Below are 15614 nucleotides of genomic sequence, written 5' to 3'. Positions count from 1 at the left end.
CAATGGTCGATCTGCTCGTCACCTATATGGAGATGCTGGCGCCGCCTCAGGGCGTGCCGCTTGCGTCACCGTCGCCCGTCGCGGTCGTGGCGCGCGAAAGGCTCGATCTTTCGGGCTATCTCGATCTCTATCGTGCCGTAGGCGGACCGGTGCAATGGGACCAGCGACTGCGCATGTCAGAGGCGGACCTCGAAACGCTGCTCGCCGATGACGCCACGCACATCCATGTGCTTCGCGTCGATGGCGAGGCCGCCGGCTTCTGCGAGTTCAACAATGTCGGCGAAGAGGCTGTCGAGCTCGTTCACTTCGGGCTGGTCCCGGCTTTTCAAGGAAAGCGGCTGGGGCCGTTCCTGCTCGACCACGCGTTATGCGCGGCGTGGTCGCATCGGCCGCGAAGGCTTTGGCTCCACACCGACACTTATGACCATCCGGCCGCCCAGTCGGTCTATGGAGGAGCGGGATTCAAGCCCTATGCGCAACGGATGGAGACTTTTCCGGATTAGGCTTTTCAGCCCTCCAACGCCGCGAGCGAGCGCTGGAGGTTCGTCCTTGCCCGGGTCTCGAAACGCTGCCGGAATCCGGATGTGTAGAAAATATGCGGACGGCCGAGGAAACTCTTCAGGACCGCCGCGCGGCCGGCGCGCCACATCGGCTCGTCCACCCAGCCATATTCCAGCCGGACCGCCTTCTCATAAGCATCGAAGACCGCGGGTTCGGCGCCGAGGATCGCCAGATCCATGTCGAGCAAAAGCGCCGCATCGTTGAGCGCATTCTCGTCGCGTAAAGGCGGCAATTGATGGGTGGCGGTGGCGTTGATCATCGCCGCGATGCGGGCGAGGCGATGCGGATCGGCGCGCCCGGCGAGCCTTTTCTCGGCCAGTTCGGCGCTTTTTGCCTCATTGTCCTTGGCGCGGCTGTCATAGATCGCGTCATGAAACCAGATCGCCGCTTCGACGGCCTCGGGGTCATGCAGAAGGGGTCGGTATTCGGCCGCCAGCGCCAGCATGGCCTCGATGTGGGCCAAGCCATGGTAGTGGCGGTCGGCAGCCCGGTAGAGCGCCGCAAGCTCGCTTTTCAGCGCGTCGTCGATCAAGGGTTCGTTCTCCATCGTCGCTTGAATTTGCGTGAACCAGGTCCATTTGACAAAGCACTAAGGAAAATTGAGTTCAACCGTGCTATGATGTGGCCTATATGTGCCGCCGGAGAATGAGGAAGGCCGGAGAGCGTCGATGAACAGCATTACGATTGCCCGCCCCAGCAGGGTGCAGCCGGTCGATCCGATCTGGCGGTCGATCCGCGACGAGGCGATGGAGGCGGTGAACCGCGATCCATTGCTGGCGGCCTTCCTCTATTCGACGATCCTCAACCAGGAGAGCCTGGAAGAAGCGGTGATCCACCGGCTTGCCGAGCGCCTCGACCACCAGGATATCGGCTCCGATCTCATCCGCCAGACCTTCAAAGCCATGCTGGACGACGATCCTGACTGGAGCACGACGGTGCGCGTCGACATCCAGGCCTATTACGATCGGGACCCGGCCTGCGACCGTTTCATCATGCCGGTGCTCTACTTCAAGGGTTTTCACGCCATCCAGACGCATCGTCTTGCGCACTGGCTGTGGAACCATGGCCGCCGGGACTTCGCGCTCTACCTGCAGAGCAGGTCGTCATCGGTGTTCCAGACCGATATCAATCCGGCCGCTCGCATCGGCAAGGGTATCTTTATCGATCACGCCACCGGGCTGGTCGTCGGCGAGACGGCGGTCATCGAGGATGACGTGTCGATCCTGCACGGCGTGACGCTGGGCGGCACCGGCAAGGCCAATGGCGACCGTCATCCGAAGATCCGCCGCGGCGTGCTGATCGGCGCCGGCGCCAAGATTCTCGGCAATATCGAGGTCGGTCATTGCTCGAAGATTGCCGCCGGTTCGGTGGTGCTGTCGCCCGTGCCGCACAACAAGACGGTCGCCGGCGTGCCGGCGCGGGTCGTGGGAGAAACCGGCTGCGACCAGCCTTCGCGACAGATGGACCAGCTCCTGCCGTCGCAGAGCATGGACCACGTGGTCAGCTTCGACATCTGAGACTGTCAGTCCGCCTGGTGACCGGAATCCGGCCACGGTTTTCAGGTGCCGGTTGTCACGTGTTATCCTGTCGGCTTGCCTTTACATCGCCATCGTCGGCGTGTCAGAAGCGCGTTCCCATGAATTAAGCCGACATTTCGGAGAAGTCTTTTGAAGCCTGACGAAATCAGAAAGCTGGACGCCTATTTCAAGCGCGTCTTCCAGAATCCCAAGCTGCAGGTGAAGGCGCGTCCGCGCAAGGAAGACTCGGCCGAAGTCTATGTCGGCGACGAATTCCTCGGCATCGTCTTCAAGGACGAGGACGACGGCGATTACAATTTCTCGATGGCGATCCTCGACATCGACCTCGCCTAAGCCGGCGACAGCTCCGGCCGGCCGGGCGATACCGTCGCCCGGCCGGCTGCAATCCTCAGGCGAAGTACCGCCTAATCCTGGCAGTGCCGCGGAATGTGCACGCGCCGCCAACTGGTCGAACCTTCCCGCACCGCCACTCTACGCGCTACCGTCCCGTAAGACGGCGGGATTTCCCGGATGCGGACCTGTTGCGGCCGCACCAGCACTTCGTGGGCAACCGCTTCAAATTCTGCCGGCTGAACCACGCGCCGGACGCGCTCCGGCTGGACCACGACCGTCTCGGCGACACGGGCATAGCGGGCCTTGCGCCATACCTTACACAGCACCTTGCGGCCATGGATGACGCGCCATTCCCAGGCATAGCCGGCATCGTCGACCTTGACCGTGTGGTAGATCGTGCGCGTAACCGCAGGCACCCTCTCATAAGTGACGCGCGCCGGCGCGATCTGCTCCACGCCCTGGTAGGTGCCGTAAATCGGCGCATCGTAGTCGACCACCTGGCCGCCGGGGCTCAGCATCACGTCCTCATAGACGGTATCGTACAATGCCGGCCTGTGGATCGGCTCATAGCATTCGAGCGCGCGGCTGCCTGCGGCGGTTTCACAGACGCTGGCAAGCATCGCGACTGCCGCCAGCGATGCGGAGCTTTTGCGGATCATGACATTCCCCCGTTGAAAAGGACGTCTTCACAACGCAGGACTGTAACGGAAGCTCCGGGGGCGGACAGCGATTTCAAGGCTTTTCGTTAAGCATTGCGGTTAAGGAATTGCTACCTTGCGAGCGGCTTTCGGGGGCCAGCCGAGACCGGGCCGTCCCATTAGGCCAGGGCGCCCGTGCTCCGCGGGCTTGCCGCGCTTGATTCGAGTTAACCAGATGGCTAGGAGAGGCGGCCTTGCGCTAGGGTGAGCCGGCATCCTATTTAGGTCGTAACCAATCCAGAACGATTCCGCGCGATTGCTGATATACCAAGGTGCCGGAATCCATCTCCAACAAGGGTAGTCCATGAAGAACCCCGTTGAAACCTACATGAACCTCGTTCCGATGGTGGTCGAGCAGACCAACCGCGGCGAGCGTGCCTATGACATTTTCTCGCGCCTCTTGAAGGAACGCATCATCTTCATCACCGGTCCGGTCGAGGACGGGATGGCGACGCTGGTTTGTGCACAGCTTTTGTTCCTCGAGGCGGAGAACCCCAAGAAGGAAATCAACCTCTATATCAATTCGCCGGGCGGCGTCGTCACCTCGGGCATGGCGATCTACGACACGATGCAGTTCATCAAGCCGGCCGTGTCGACGCTCTGCATCGGCCAGGCTGCCTCGATGGGTTCGCTGCTTCTGACCGCCGGCCACAAGGACATGCGCTTTGCCACGCCGAACGCCCGGATCATGGTCCATCAGCCGTCAGGCGGCTTCCAGGGCCAGGCCTCGGACATCGAACGTCATGCGCAAGACATCATCAAGCTGAAGCGCCGCTTGAACGAGGTCTACGTCAAGCACACCGGCAAGAGCTATGACGAGATCGAGAAGACGCTCGACCGCGACCATTTCATGACCGCGGACGAGGCTAGGGACTTCGGTCTGATCGACAAGGTCATTTCCAGCCGCGAGGCGGTCGAGACAGCCACCGCTTCAGCCTGACCTCGACGGCAAATGGCAGCATAACGCGGTTTTGGCGCGTCTTGCGGCATTTCGGCCACATTTGGCTGTTCCCTCAGGCGTTGGGATTGCCTACGTTAAGGCTATGTTGATTTTCGACGGCTTAGCTTTGCGTGGGGTTGCTGCGAATCATTGCCGCGTTTTCTGATTTGTGTTTCGTACGGAATGCGCTGTGTGGGCCGGGACACTGGCGGCGGCGGATTCCCGCGATAGATTGGTGAAGACGTCACTCAAAGCCAGGCGGTCGGCGGCGTCGGTGAAAGGACAGAAAAATGAGCAAGGTCAGCAACGGCGGCGGTGATTCAAAGAACACCCTCTACTGCTCGTTTTGCGGCAAGAGCCAGCACGAGGTCCGCAAGCTGATCGCCGGGCCGACGGTCTTCATCTGCGACGAATGCGTCGAGCTGTGCATGGACATCATCCGCGAGGAGAACAAGACCTCGATGGTGAAGTCGCGCGAAGGCGTGCCAACACCGCAGGAAATCCTCAAGGTCCTCGACGACTACGTCATCGGCCAGCCCTATGCCAAGCGCGTGCTGTCGGTGGCGGTTCACAACCACTACAAGCGCCTGGCGCATGCCGGCAAGAACAACGACGTCGAGCTGGCCAAGTCCAACATCCTTCTGATCGGTCCGACCGGCTGCGGCAAGACGCTTCTCGCGCAGACGCTCGCCCGCATCATCGACGTGCCGTTCACCATGGCCGACGCCACGACACTGACCGAGGCCGGCTACGTCGGCGAGGACGTCGAGAACATCATCCTGAAGCTGTTGCAGTCTGCCGACTACAATGTCGAGCGGGCGCAGCGCGGCATCGTCTATATCGACGAAATCGACAAGATCTCGCGCAAGTCGGACAATCCCTCGATCACCCGCGACGTGTCGGGCGAGGGCGTGCAGCAGGCGCTCCTGAAGATCATGGAAGGCACGGTCGCCTCCGTGCCGCCGCAGGGCGGCCGCAAGCATCCACAGCAGGAATTCCTGCAGGTCGACACCGCCAACATCCTGTTCATCTGCGGCGGCGCCTTCGCGGGACTGGACAAGATCATCTCGGATCGCGGCCGCAAGACCTCGATCGGCTTCGGCGCCACCGTGGCTTCGCCCGAGGATCGGCGCACCGGCGACCTGTTCCGCCAGGTCGAGCCGGAGGATCTCCTGAAATTCGGCCTGATCCCGGAATTCGTCGGTCGTCTGCCGGTCCTGGCGACGCTGGAAGACCTCGACGAGCCGGCGCTGATCCAGATCCTGACCGAACCGAAGAACGCTCTGGTCAAGCAATATCAGCGGCTGTTCGAGATGGAGAATGTCGACCTGACGTTCCACGAGAACGCGCTGTCGGCGATCGCCAAGCGCGCCATCGAGCGCAAGACCGGCGCGCGCGGCCTGCGCTCCATCATGGAAGCGATCCTGCTCGACACCATGTTCGAGCTGCCGGCGCTGGAAGGCGTGCGCGAGGTGGTGATTTCGGAAGAGGTGGTGTCCGGCAACGCCCGGCCGCTCTACATCTACTCCGAACAGAAGGAAAAGAAGGGCAATGTCAGCGCCTGAAATGGCGCTGCGCCCGACAATTTTCATGGAACGGCGCCCGCGTGGCGCCGTTTTGCTGTCAAGGGCGGGGAGGCGGGCAGTGGAAGGGCTCGAACGACCGTGTTAACCCTTGATCTTTGCCTCGGCTACATCCACCTAACAACAGAAGGCCGAGGCGCCGAATTCTGTGCTGTAAAATTCCCGTCACAAACGGTGGTAGGCGGAACGACGCTCGGTCGTTAATATGAGATTCGCGGTTGGCTAAATAAGCGGTCGCGACATGAAAGGTTGGACAATGGCCAAGATATCCAAGGCTTCCGGCGACGGCGTTTTCGCAGTCCTCCCACTGCGCGATATCGTCGTGTTCCCGCATATGATCGTTCCGCTCTTCGTGGGCCGTGAAAAGTCGATCAAGGCGCTGGAAGAGGTGATGGGTCAGGAAAAACAGATCCTGCTTGCCACCCAGATGAATGCAGCCGACGACGATCCTGAGCCCGGTGCGATTTTCGACATCGGCACGCTCGCCAATGTGCTGCAGCTTTTGAAGCTTCCCGACGGCACCGTGAAGGTGCTGGTCGAGGGCGCCTCGCGCGCCAAAATCGTCTCGTTCACCGACCGTGCCGATTTCCATGAGGCCCGCGCCACGGCGCTCGCCGAGCCGGAAGAGGAAGAGGTCGAAATCGAGGCGCTTGCCCGCTCGGTCGTCACCGACTTCGAGAATTACGTCAAGCTGAACAAGAAGATCTCGCCCGAAGTGGTGGGCGCCGCCAGCCAGATCGACGATTATTCCAAGCTCGCCGATACTGTTGCATCGCATCTCGCCATCAAGATCCCCGAGAAGCAGGAGATGCTTGCGACGCTTTCCGTCAAGGAGCGTCTGGAGAAGGCGATGGGCTTCATGGAAGCCGAAATCTCCGTGCTCCAGGTGGAAAAGCGCATCCGTTCGCGCGTCAAGCGCCAGATGGAGAAGACGCAGCGCGAGTACTACCTCAACGAGCAGATGAAGGCGATCCAGAAGGAGCTCGGCGAGGGCGAGGACGGCCGCGACGAGGCCGCCGAGATCGAAGCGCGCATCAAGAAGACCAAGCTCTCCAAGGAGGCCCGCGAAAAGGCGGAGGCCGAGTTGAAGAAGCTGCGCTCGATGTCGCCGATGTCGGCTGAATCGACGGTCGTGCGCAACTATCTCGATTGGCTCTTGTCGATCCCGTGGGGCAAGAACTCCAAGGTCAAGCAGGACCTCGCCTTTGCGCAGGACGTGCTCGATGCCGATCACTTCGGCCTCGACAAGGTCAAGGAACGCATCGTCGAGTATCTCGCCGTGCAGAGCCGCCAGAAGAAGCTGAAGGGGCCGATCCTGTGCCTCGTCGGCCCGCCCGGCGTCGGCAAGACCTCGCTCGGCAAGTCGATCGCCAAGGCCACCGGTCGCGAGTTCATCCGCATGGCGCTCGGCGGCGTGCGCGACGAGGCCGAGATCCGTGGCCACAGGCGGACCTATATCGGCTCGATGCCCGGCAAGGTCATCCAGTCGATGAAGAAGGCCAAGAAGTCCAACCCGCTCTTCCTGCTCGATGAGATCGACAAGATGGGCCAGGACTTCCGCGGCGATCCGTCCTCGGCTCTGCTCGAAGTGCTCGATCCGGAACAGAACTCGACGTTCATGGATCATTACCTCGAGGTCGAATACGACCTGTCGAGCGTGATGTTCGTGACGACGGCGAACACGCTGAACATCCCTGCGCCTCTGATGGACCGCATGGAAATCATCCGTATCGCCGGTTACACCGAGGACGAGAAGATCGAGATCGCCAAGCGTCACCTGATGCCCAAGGTGATCCGCGACCATGCCCTGCAGCCGAACGAATTCTCGGTCGGCGAGGACGCGATCCGCGGCATCATCCAGACCTACACGCGGGAAGCCGGCGTGCGCAGCCTGGAGCGCGAGCTGATGAAGCTCGGCCGCAAGGCGGTGACCGAGATCCTGCGGACGAAGAAGAAGACGGTGAAGATCACGGCGGACAACCTCGCCGATTATCTCGGCGTGCCGCGCTTCCGCTTCGGCCAGATCGAGGCCGACGATCAGGTCGGCGTGGTCACGGGTCTTGCCTGGACGGAAGTCGGCGGCGAGCTGCTGACGGTCGAAGGCGTCATGATGCCCGGCAAGGGTCGCATGACGGTGACCGGCAATTTGCGCGACGTGATGAAGGAATCGATCTCGGCGGCGGCGTCCTACGTCCGCTCGCGCGCCATCGATTTCGGCATCGAGCCGCCGCTGTTCGACAAGCGCGACATCCACGTGCATTTGCCGGAGGGTGCCACGCCGAAGGACGGCCCGTCCGCCGGTGCGGCCATGGCCACGGCCATCGTGTCGGTGCTGACGGGTATTCCGGTCCGCGCCGATGTGGCGATGACTGGCGAGATCACGCTGCGCGGCCGTATTCTGCCGATTGGCGGCCTGAAGGAGAAGCTGCTCGCGGCGTTGCGCGGCGGCATCAAGAAGGTCCTGATCCCGGAAGAGAACGTCAAGGATCTGGCGGAGATTCCGGACAATGTGAAGAACGGCATGGAGATCGTCCCGGTCTCGCGGGTCGGCGAGGTGCTCGCGCATGCGCTGACCAGGATGCCGGAGCCGATCGAGTGGGTCGAGCCGGTCAATGCGCCGGCTCCGGTCGACAGTGGCGACGAAGCCGGAAAGTCGCTTGCTCATTAGTTCTTGCTAATATTGCAGCGCACAAAGAGAGAGCCGGGCTTCAAGCCCGGCTTTTTCATGTGAAAAGCCACGAAAAAGTGGAAAAAAGCCCGGAATTCCGCGGTTTTCGGGCTTGGGTTCCGGAGCGCTTCTTTCTAAAGTCCGTTTCCTGCCGGATGAGTCGTGGTTCCGGTTTCTCATGGAAGGGAATTTTTATGAACAAGAACGAACTGGTGTCCGCCGTCGCCGACTCCGCAAGCATTTCGAAGGCTGATGCGCAGTCCGCCGTCGATGCGGTGTTCTCCGTGATCACTGGCGAACTGAAGAAGGGCGGCGATGTCCGGCTTGTCGGCTTCGGAAATTTCACCGTGTCAAAACGCGCTGCTTCGACCGGCCGCAACCCGCAGACCGGCGCGGAAGTGCAGATTCCGGCGCGCACCGTGCCGAAGTTCTCGGCCGGCAAGGGCCTCAAGGACGCGGTCAACTAAGACCTTTTTCTTTTAAGACCAGAAAAGCCGGGCAAGCCCGGCTTTTCTTTTTTGCGGCTGTTCGCGGCCGCTCAGGCCGTCGGCGCGTCGGCGCGCATCAGGCCTTCCTGTTTCAAATCCGCCCACAGCGCCGCAGGTATCTTGGTGTCGAGCAGGGCGCGGTTGCTTTCGACCTCGGCCGGCCGCTGGCCGCCAGGGATCACCGACACCACCGAAGGATGCTGCAGCGGGAACTGCAGAGCCGCCTCGATCAGGCGCACATTGTGGCGCTTGCAGACGGCTTCGATGCGCGCCACGCGATCCAGGATCTCCTTCGGCGCCTCGCTGTAATTGTAGAAGGCGCCGGGCTTCGGGCCGGTCGCCAGCACGCCGGAATTGTAGGGGCCGCCCAGCACGATGCCGATGCCGCGCTTCTGGCAAAGCGGCAGGAAGGATTGCAGCGCTTCCTGTTCGAGCAGCGTGTAGCGGCCGGCGAGCAGGAACAGGTCGAAATCGCCGCGTTCGGCGAGTGTCTGTGCCACCTGCCACTCGTTGATGCCGCCGCCAAAGGCCTTGATGACGCCCTGGTCGCGCAGCGAAAGCAGCCCGTAATAGCCGGACGACATGAACTCCTCGATGCGGGCATCGGAGGCTTCCTTGCTGCCATGGGTAAAGATGTCGACGTCGTGGACGAAGAGGATATCGATGCGATCGACGCCGAGGCGCTCCAGCGAGGCCTCGAAGGAGCGCATGACGCCATCATAGGAGTAGTCGTAGACTTCCCGGCGCGACGGCGTCTCGAAGAACTTGCCGATGCCGGTGCGCTGGTCCGGCGGGGCGACGCGCATGATGCGCCCAACCTTGCTCGACAGCACATAGTCGTCGCGCTTCCTGCCGCGCAGGAAGGGGTTGAGGCGGGTCTCCGACAGGCCGAGGCCATAGAGCGGCGCCGTATCGAAGTAGCGGCAGCCGGTCGCCCATGCCGCTTCCAGGGTGGCATTGGCGTCCTCGTCGGAGATGGCGCGATAGAGATTGCCGAGCGGCGCGGTGCCGAAGCCGAGCTCGGTGAAGGTGATGCCGCCATTGCCGATGCGGTCGAAGTGCCGTGTCTTCATGTCTGACGATGTCCCGGAGTGATTTGTCTGACATGACACTATCACGCTCGTGGCCCAGCAAAAGTGCCGAGGCTCGTTGGACAGCGATTTTCGCAGTGGTAGCATGAACAAAAACAAGCCTTTCGTGGTCGCGAGCCGCAAATCCATAGAGGCAAGCGACGCCCCGGCAGGCAAGGTGAGCCGTCATGACCAAAGCCGCATCAGGGATGTTCGCGACCGCGCTGGACGAGCTTGGCGCGGTGCTGGCGCGCACGGATGAAGCTCGCATCGACGCCGCCTGCGCAATGCTGGCCGGCGCCGGCAGGATCGCCGTCTATGGTTGCGGCCGCGAGGCGCTTCAGGTGAAGGGCTTCGCCATGCGGCTCTACCATCTCGGCCTGCCGGTTTCGGTCGTCGGCGACATGACCATGCCGCCGCTGGGGCGAGGGGATGTGTTCCTGGCGAGCTCAGGTCCAGGCGAGACTACCACGGTGCTGACCTTGATGCGGGTTGCCCGCGAGGCCGGCGCCAAGGTGCTGCTCTTGACCGCAGAACCGGAAAGCAGCGCAGCCAAGCTCGCCGACTTCACGCTCGTCATCCCAGCGCAGACGATGGCCAGCGACCAGGGCGAGGCAAGAAGCTCGGTGCTGCCGATGGGCTCGCTGTTCGAAGGCGCGCTGTTTCTTCTGTTCGAGATCATGGTGCTGAAGCTCAAAGCGCTCACTGGCGCGACGCCAGAAGCGATGCGCGCCAGGCATACCAATATGGAGTAGAGAATGCGCTACGAGCTGATGCTGCCGCACCAGATCCGCAAGGCGATCGAGGAGAACTGGCCGGTGGTGCTGCCGCTCGGCGTGCTCGAATATCACGGCGAGCACATGGCGGTCGGCATGGACACGCTGGCGGTCGTCAAGACGGTGGAGCTGATCGAGAAGGAAAGGGACCTCGTCATCCTGCCGCCCTTCTATTACGGCGCGGCAAGCTATGCGGTGGCGGCGCCGGAAGGCAGCGGCTCGGTGCAGGTCGGCGGCCCGGCGCTTTCGCCTTTCGCGGAGGAATTGTTCTACGGCCTGCTGCGTATCGGCTTCCGCAACATCCACGCCATCATCCACCACCAGACCGAGAATTTCGCGGCCGGCATGCCGACCGATCTCGCCTTCAAGAGCGCTGGACGGCAGGCGATCTTCCGTTTCCTGGAAAAGGAGCGCGGCGAGGGCTGGTGGGGTTCCAACACCATGGCCGATTACTATGCCGGCCATGCGCAGGGCGAGAATGTCTTCAACTGGGTGCAGGTGCATCCGTTGATGCCGGCCGCGATGAACGGCAAATATCCGTTCGACCATGCCGGCATCGGCGAAACCTCGCTGATGCTGGCGCTGTGCCCGGAGGCGGTGGACGAGAAGCATTTGGCCGACAACACCGGCTGGTACACGAGAAGCGCTGCGGAAGCCTCGGCGGGCCTCGGCAAGATCGGCGTCGCCATGATCCTCGATCATTTGCGGTCGATCCTGGTGCGATAGGCGCGGTTCTTCCTTCTCCCCTTGTGGGAGAAGGTGGATCGGCGCGCAGCGCCGAGACGGATGAGGGGTGTTCCAGCGGAGTGAGACGTCGGCTTCCCTGGGACACCCCTCATCCGGCCGCTTCGCGGCCACCCCCTCACAAGGGGGAAGGGGAAGTCATCCTACTTCACCGAGCCGGCCGTCATGCCCATGATCAGATAGCGCTCGAGCGCGATGCCGATGATCGCCAGCGGCGCGATCGCGGCGGTGGCCAAGGCCGCCATCGACCACCAGTTGATGCCTTGCGAGCCGGTCTGGCTCGCCACCATGACGGGGATGGTCTTGGCATCGGTCGACGTCAGCAGCGCGGCGAAGAAATACTCGTTCCAGCACAGCACCATCGCCAGGATGAAGGCGGCGACCATGCCGGGCAGCGCGATCGGCATGACGATGCGAAAAAAGGCGCCCCAGATCGACAGCCCGTCGACAAGGGCCGCCTCCTCCAATTCAACGGGTATCGAGTTGAACTGGTCGCGCATGATCCAGATGACGATCGGCAGCACCATCAGCGTGTAGAGGAGCACGAGCCCGATGCGCGTATCGAGGAGGGCCACTTCCCGGTAGAGCACCAGGAAAGGCAGCGCCAGAACGACCGGCGGCAGGATCAGCTGCGACAGGAAGAAGAAGGAGATGTCCTCGTTCTTGAACCAGGCGAACTTGTAGCGGTAGCGGACAAGGCCATAGGCGGCGAGGCTGCCGATGATGATGGCGAGGCTCGATGCGCCGACCGAGGTGATGACCGAGTTCATGAAGCGTTTGAGGAATTCGTCGCGCACGGTCGAGGTCTGGGAGATCGAATCCGGCGACAGGCCGAGCGAGCGCCAGCCCTTCCAGTCAGACGTGAAGTCGACGAAGGGAATGAGATGACCTTGCGTGACGTCGACCGCCGATTTGAACGAGGTGGTGATCGTCCAGTAGATCGGGAACAGGCAGACGCAAGCCCAGAAGATAAGCGCGCCATAGATGAAGACGCGGCTGGCGATGAAGGCCGCCGGCGAGCGGATTTCGGAAACGGTGTAGTCGGTGGTCTGGACGCTCATGATGCCGCTCAGTTGACGTTGCGCACGAAGCGACTGGCGAATTTCAGCAGCCAGGTCACGAACACGACGATGATGACCAGATAGGCCATGGCCAGCATGGTGCCGTAGCCGACATTCGAGCGGTCGCGATATTCGCGGTAGATGAAGCTCGAAACGGAATCAGTGGCGCCGCCGGGGCCGCCGGAGGTCACCGTGATAATGATGTCGGCGAGCTTCAGCTTGAAGATAACGCGCAGGATCAACGCGGTCACCGACACCGGCAGCATCAGCGGAAAGGTAACCTGCCAGAAACTCTGCCACGCATTCGCGCCATCGACGCGCGCCGCCTCGATCACCTCCCGCGACATCGCCTGCAGGCCGGCGAGCAGCATGATCATCATGAACGGAATGAAGGTCCATGCGTCAAGCACCATGATCGAGATGCGGGCGGTGATCGGATCGGAGAAGAAGGCGGGATTGTTCCAGCCGAGATGACGCGCCAGCGTCGCCGCCGGTCCGAACCGGTACTCCATCAGTGATTTGCCGATCATCCAGGAGACTGCGACCGGCGACAGCATCAGCGGCAGCAGGAAAACGACGCGGAAGAATTTGCGGGCGCGGATCTGCGCATTGAGCAGCAGCGCCAGGCCGAAGGCGATGACATATTCGACCAGCACCGCAAGCACATAGAGCACCATGTTGAACAGAGCGTTGCGGTAGTAAGGGTCGGCCAGCATTTGCCAGAAATTGTCGAGGCCGTTGAACCTGCGCCCGCTGAAGGAACTGAGGTTCCAGTCGGTGAGCGCGATGTAGAAGCCGAACAGCGTCGGGAAAATCACCATGGCGATGGTGAACAGCAGGGCCGGCAACAGGAACAGCGCGCGCTGGCCGTCCTCGCCGCGCGTCAGCACCTGCCAGGCGCCGAGCGCCACACCCCACAGCACATAAGCGTAGACCACGGGGCGCCAGGTGTCGAAGCCGACCGTGGACATCTCGGTCTTGTAGAGGATCTGCACGACGATGATCGCCAGCAGGCCAAGGGTTGCAATGGCCAGCACGCCCCAGCCGAGGCGCTTGCGGCCTGCCGGGATCAGGTCGGCCGGATCTGCCGGCCACGCATTCACGGTCGAAGTCTGCTCAGCCACGCCTCTCGCCTTCTAGAGCGCTTCACCGTTTCACGGAAACGACGCAACGCCCTATCTCTTTGTTTTTACGCAATTCCGGACGGAAAACCGCTCACACTTTTCCTGGAATTGCTCCAACGCATCAAACCGGCCGAGCCGGTAAAAATGCGGCCCGGTGACGATGTGCCACCGGGCCGCGACGTCTCATAAGCCAGCCTACATGCCGAGCGAGGCTTTGTAGAGCTTGATCTGGTTTTCGCGGCCGATCTGGTCGGTCAGCTTTTCCCAGGCGGCGGCGATGGCGTCGGCGCCTTCCTGCGCCTTCATCTTGCCGGCAAAGGTGTTGGCCAGGATGTCCTCGGCGGCAGCATAGTACTGGAAGATGCCGGGGATGCGCGGCTCGATCGCCGCGTTCGGATGGTTGTAGCTGTCGGCTTCAGACTTCAGATACGAACTGATGAAAGCCTCGTCATAGCCGGCTGCCACCCATTCCGGGATATTGAAATGGGAGTTGCGGTAGGGCTGGAAGCCCGACGGGTAGGCCGCGCACCACAGCGACAGGTCCTTGCCGCCGAGATGAGCCGCCGCCGACCATGCGGCCTTCTTCTTCTTTTCGTCGGAATCGACGCGGGCCATGACATAGACGCCCCAGCCGAGATAGGCGCAGTTCGGCGCGTAGCTCGGACCGCTGGCGAGCTTTTCCCACTTGCCGGTCTTGGAATTGTAGACGTCGTCAGAGCCCGGCAGGATCGAGAAGCCGGTGACGTCGCCGACGACCGAGGAGTCGTTGGTCTTCGCATTCGACCCAGCATCTCCCCACCAAGCCAGCATCGAACCAGTGCCGCCCAGGAATTGGGAGAAGCAGGTCTGGTTAGGGTCGGCGTTAATTTGATCTTGGGGTTCGAAAGGCAGCGCATCGATGACGTCCTGAATCGCCCGCACCCAAGCCGGGTTGTTGACGCGCGGTTTCATAGTATCCGGATCGAACAGCCATGCCTTGTCATCGGGGTGCTTGGCATAGGCGCTGGCACGGCTGCCAAGGAAGTAGAAGCCGAAACCGCCCCAGGGCTTAGGCGCATCGAGATAGCCATAGACGTCTTGGCCCTTCATCTGCTTACCCTTGAGGAATTTGGTCACGGCCTGCACCTGCTGCCAGGTCTTCGGCACGCCCCATTCCGTCAGGCCTGCCTTGTCGCCGCTGTCAGCTTTCCAAGCCGCCGCCAGGTCGGAGTCGGAGAACACGTCCGTGCGGTAGTTGAAGTTGTGCGTGTCGCCATCGACGGTCACCCGATACTGCTTCCCATTCCAGGTGCCGACCGGCGGCTTCAGATAGGCCACCAGATCGTCCATATCGATCTGCTTCTTCACCCAGTCAGGCATTTCGGAGGTAAGGCCCTTGCCGCAGACATCGCCTTCGAAAGGCGCGCCCATCTCGACGATGTCAAAATCGACTGTGTTGGTGGCGATGGCCTGCTGCAGACGCGGGTTGTAGTCAGCCTGCGCCAGGTCGATCCAATTGATCTTGGCACCGGTATAAGTTTCCCATGGCTTCAGGAAGCCGCGGAACAGCACGTTGTGCAGGTTCTGGTTGTTGAGGCCCATGAAGGTGAGCTCGACACCGGCGAACTCGCCTTCCTTGACATTGGCCTTGGTCGCCTCGAGGCAGAGCTCGCCGACCTTCTGAAAGTCGGCATCCGTCGGCTGGCCCTTGCCGACGCCCGGTATCTGCAGGATTTTCGCGCGCAGATTGTCGGCCGCCGCTGCCGGCCTGGTCAGCGCACCGAGCCCGGCGCCGGACGCCGCAGCAAGTGCCGCCATGCTGGCGGCGCCCTTCAGCAAATCGCGGCGCGTCGCCCCGGCTCGCACCAGTTTCTCGTAAAGATCGACTCTCATCTCAATGTTCCTCCCAGAACTTCAGTCGTGAATTGACTTGCCAATCTGTCCGACGCCGAAGCGTCTGTGGTTCTCCTATACCATAGGAGGACGGGGGCCCCCATCCTGCGTCGCCTGGAGCTCCGATTTTCCGGGACAAGAACCGGCTGTCGGATTGG

The 15614-nt window shown here is 62.0% G+C and carries 15 protein-coding genes; 9 read left to right on the top strand and 6 right to left on the bottom strand.

Features of this window, described 5'->3' with window-relative positions; translation table 11 throughout:
• Positions 1 to 2 precede the first annotated feature (2 nt).
• Complete coding sequence (locus FJ419_RS17150; protein ID WP_140695685.1) at positions 3 to 503, top strand: GNAT family N-acetyltransferase; 501 nt, start codon at positions 3 to 5, stop codon at positions 501 to 503.
• Between the two features lie 5 nt (positions 504 to 508).
• Here FJ419_RS17150 and FJ419_RS17145 read toward each other — a convergent pair whose 3' ends face one another.
• Positions 509 to 1108, bottom strand: a complete 600-nt coding sequence (locus FJ419_RS17145) for a hypothetical protein (RefSeq protein ID WP_140695682.1) — start codon at positions 1106 to 1108, stop codon at positions 509 to 511.
• Positions 1109 to 1229: 121 nt separating this feature from the next.
• On the opposite strand from FJ419_RS17145, the gene cysE reads away from it, so the two are divergent.
• The gene (cysE, locus tag FJ419_RS17140; RefSeq protein ID WP_095765150.1) at positions 1230 to 2078 is read left to right on the top strand and encodes a serine O-acetyltransferase; all 849 of its coding nucleotides are present in this window, start codon (positions 1230 to 1232) and stop codon (positions 2076 to 2078) included.
• Between the two features lie 150 nt (positions 2079 to 2228).
• Positions 2229 to 2432 carry a DUF3126 family protein gene (locus FJ419_RS17135; RefSeq protein ID WP_027166457.1) on the top strand — a complete coding sequence of 68 codons (204 nt, stop codon included), beginning with the start codon at positions 2229 to 2231 and terminating at the stop codon, positions 2430 to 2432.
• Positions 2433 to 2503: 71 nt separating this feature from the next.
• Here FJ419_RS17135 and FJ419_RS17130 read toward each other — a convergent pair whose 3' ends face one another.
• The gene (locus FJ419_RS17130; RefSeq protein WP_140695679.1) at positions 2504 to 3091 is read right to left on the bottom strand and encodes a hypothetical protein; all 588 of its coding nucleotides are present in this window, start codon (positions 3089 to 3091) and stop codon (positions 2504 to 2506) included.
• A gap of 343 nt (positions 3092 to 3434) precedes the next feature.
• Here FJ419_RS17130 and FJ419_RS17125 point away from each other — a divergent pair, with 343 nt between their 5' ends.
• From FJ419_RS17125 to hupB, 4 genes are all read left to right on the top strand, one after another.
• The gene (locus FJ419_RS17125) at positions 3435 to 4070 is read left to right on the top strand and encodes an ATP-dependent Clp protease proteolytic subunit (protein WP_095765152.1); all 636 of its coding nucleotides are present in this window, start codon (positions 3435 to 3437) and stop codon (positions 4068 to 4070) included.
• A gap of 290 nt (positions 4071 to 4360) precedes the next feature.
• Positions 4361 to 5635: an ATP-dependent Clp protease ATP-binding subunit ClpX gene (gene clpX, locus FJ419_RS17120; RefSeq protein WP_040981372.1), complete on the top strand. Its 1275-nt coding sequence runs from the start codon at positions 4361 to 4363 to the stop codon at positions 5633 to 5635.
• A gap of 274 nt (positions 5636 to 5909) precedes the next feature.
• Positions 5910 to 8321 (top strand): endopeptidase La, encoded by a 2412-nt coding sequence (gene lon / locus FJ419_RS17115; protein ID WP_140542609.1) that lies wholly within the window; start codon positions 5910 to 5912, stop codon positions 8319 to 8321.
• A gap of 194 nt (positions 8322 to 8515) precedes the next feature.
• The gene (gene hupB, locus FJ419_RS17110) at positions 8516 to 8788 is read left to right on the top strand and encodes a DNA-binding protein HupB (RefSeq protein ID WP_140532907.1); all 273 of its coding nucleotides are present in this window, start codon (positions 8516 to 8518) and stop codon (positions 8786 to 8788) included.
• Between the two features lie 71 nt (positions 8789 to 8859).
• Here the strand turns inward: hupB and FJ419_RS17105 are convergent, their stop codons facing one another.
• Positions 8860 to 9882, bottom strand: a complete 1023-nt coding sequence (locus tag FJ419_RS17105; protein WP_140695676.1) for an aldo/keto reductase — start codon at positions 9880 to 9882, stop codon at positions 8860 to 8862.
• Between the two features lie 185 nt (positions 9883 to 10067).
• Between FJ419_RS17105 and hxlB the strand changes: the two genes are divergently transcribed.
• On the top strand, positions 10068 to 10634 hold the full coding sequence (gene hxlB, locus FJ419_RS17100) for a 6-phospho-3-hexuloisomerase (RefSeq protein ID WP_140695673.1): 567 nt from the start codon (positions 10068 to 10070) through the stop codon (positions 10632 to 10634).
• 3 nt (positions 10635 to 10637) lie between these two features.
• The gene (locus FJ419_RS17095) at positions 10638 to 11381 is read left to right on the top strand and encodes a creatininase family protein (RefSeq protein ID WP_140695670.1); all 744 of its coding nucleotides are present in this window, start codon (positions 10638 to 10640) and stop codon (positions 11379 to 11381) included.
• Between the two features lie 161 nt (positions 11382 to 11542).
• On the opposite strand, the gene FJ419_RS17090 is transcribed toward FJ419_RS17095, so the two are convergent.
• The 3 genes from FJ419_RS17090 to FJ419_RS17080 all read right to left on the bottom strand — a co-directional run bounded on the left by FJ419_RS17090 (position 11543) and on the right by FJ419_RS17080 (position 15456).
• Positions 11543 to 12460 carry a carbohydrate ABC transporter permease gene (locus FJ419_RS17090; RefSeq protein WP_140695667.1) on the bottom strand — a complete coding sequence of 306 codons (918 nt, stop codon included), beginning with the start codon at positions 12458 to 12460 and terminating at the stop codon, positions 11543 to 11545.
• Between the two features lie 8 nt (positions 12461 to 12468).
• Complete coding sequence (locus FJ419_RS17085; protein WP_140627506.1) at positions 12469 to 13584, bottom strand: sugar ABC transporter permease; 1116 nt, start codon at positions 13582 to 13584, stop codon at positions 12469 to 12471.
• 195 nt (positions 13585 to 13779) lie between these two features.
• Complete coding sequence (locus tag FJ419_RS17080; RefSeq protein WP_140695664.1) at positions 13780 to 15456, bottom strand: sugar ABC transporter substrate-binding protein; 1677 nt, start codon at positions 15454 to 15456, stop codon at positions 13780 to 13782.
• Between the last annotated feature and the right edge of the window lie 158 nt (positions 15457 to 15614).

It is taken from the genome of Mesorhizobium sp. B2-6-2 (genome assembly GCF_006440615.1).
In the GTDB taxonomy this organism is placed as follows: Bacteria; Pseudomonadota; Alphaproteobacteria; order Rhizobiales; family Rhizobiaceae; genus Mesorhizobium.
Note: the sequence above shows the minus strand (reverse complement) of the source record. Positions and strands in the feature narration are given on the sequence as shown.

Bases quoted from the DNA above. Each gene is read 5' to 3' on its own strand.
- FJ419_RS17150 (WP_140695685.1), top strand. From the start codon at position 3: ATGGTCGATCTGCTCGTCACCTATATGGAGATGCTGGCGCCGCCTCAG.
- FJ419_RS17145 (WP_140695682.1), bottom strand. From the start codon at position 1,108: ATGGAGAACGAACCCTTGATCGACGACGCGCTGAAAAGCGAGCTTGCG.
- cysE (WP_095765150.1), top strand. From the start codon at position 1,230: ATGAACAGCATTACGATTGCCCGCCCCAGCAGGGTGCAGCCGGTCGAT.
- FJ419_RS17130 (WP_140695679.1), bottom strand. From the start codon at position 3,091: ATGATCCGCAAAAGCTCCGCATCGCTGGCGGCAGTCGCGATGCTTGCC.
- FJ419_RS17125 (WP_095765152.1), top strand. From the start codon at position 3,435: ATGAAGAACCCCGTTGAAACCTACATGAACCTCGTTCCGATGGTGGTC.
- clpX (WP_040981372.1), top strand. From the start codon at position 4,361: ATGAGCAAGGTCAGCAACGGCGGCGGTGATTCAAAGAACACCCTCTAC.
- lon (WP_140542609.1), top strand. From the start codon at position 5,910: ATGGCCAAGATATCCAAGGCTTCCGGCGACGGCGTTTTCGCAGTCCTC.
- hupB (WP_140532907.1), top strand. From the start codon at position 8,516: ATGAACAAGAACGAACTGGTGTCCGCCGTCGCCGACTCCGCAAGCATT.
- FJ419_RS17105 (WP_140695676.1), bottom strand. From the start codon at position 9,882: ATGAAGACACGGCACTTCGACCGCATCGGCAATGGCGGCATCACCTTC.
- hxlB (WP_140695673.1), top strand. From the start codon at position 10,068: ATGACCAAAGCCGCATCAGGGATGTTCGCGACCGCGCTGGACGAGCTT.
- FJ419_RS17095 (WP_140695670.1), top strand. From the start codon at position 10,638: ATGCGCTACGAGCTGATGCTGCCGCACCAGATCCGCAAGGCGATCGAG.
- FJ419_RS17090 (WP_140695667.1), bottom strand. From the start codon at position 12,460: ATGAGCGTCCAGACCACCGACTACACCGTTTCCGAAATCCGCTCGCCG.
- FJ419_RS17080 (WP_140695664.1), bottom strand. From the start codon at position 15,456: ATGAGAGTCGATCTTTACGAGAAACTGGTGCGAGCCGGGGCGACGCGC.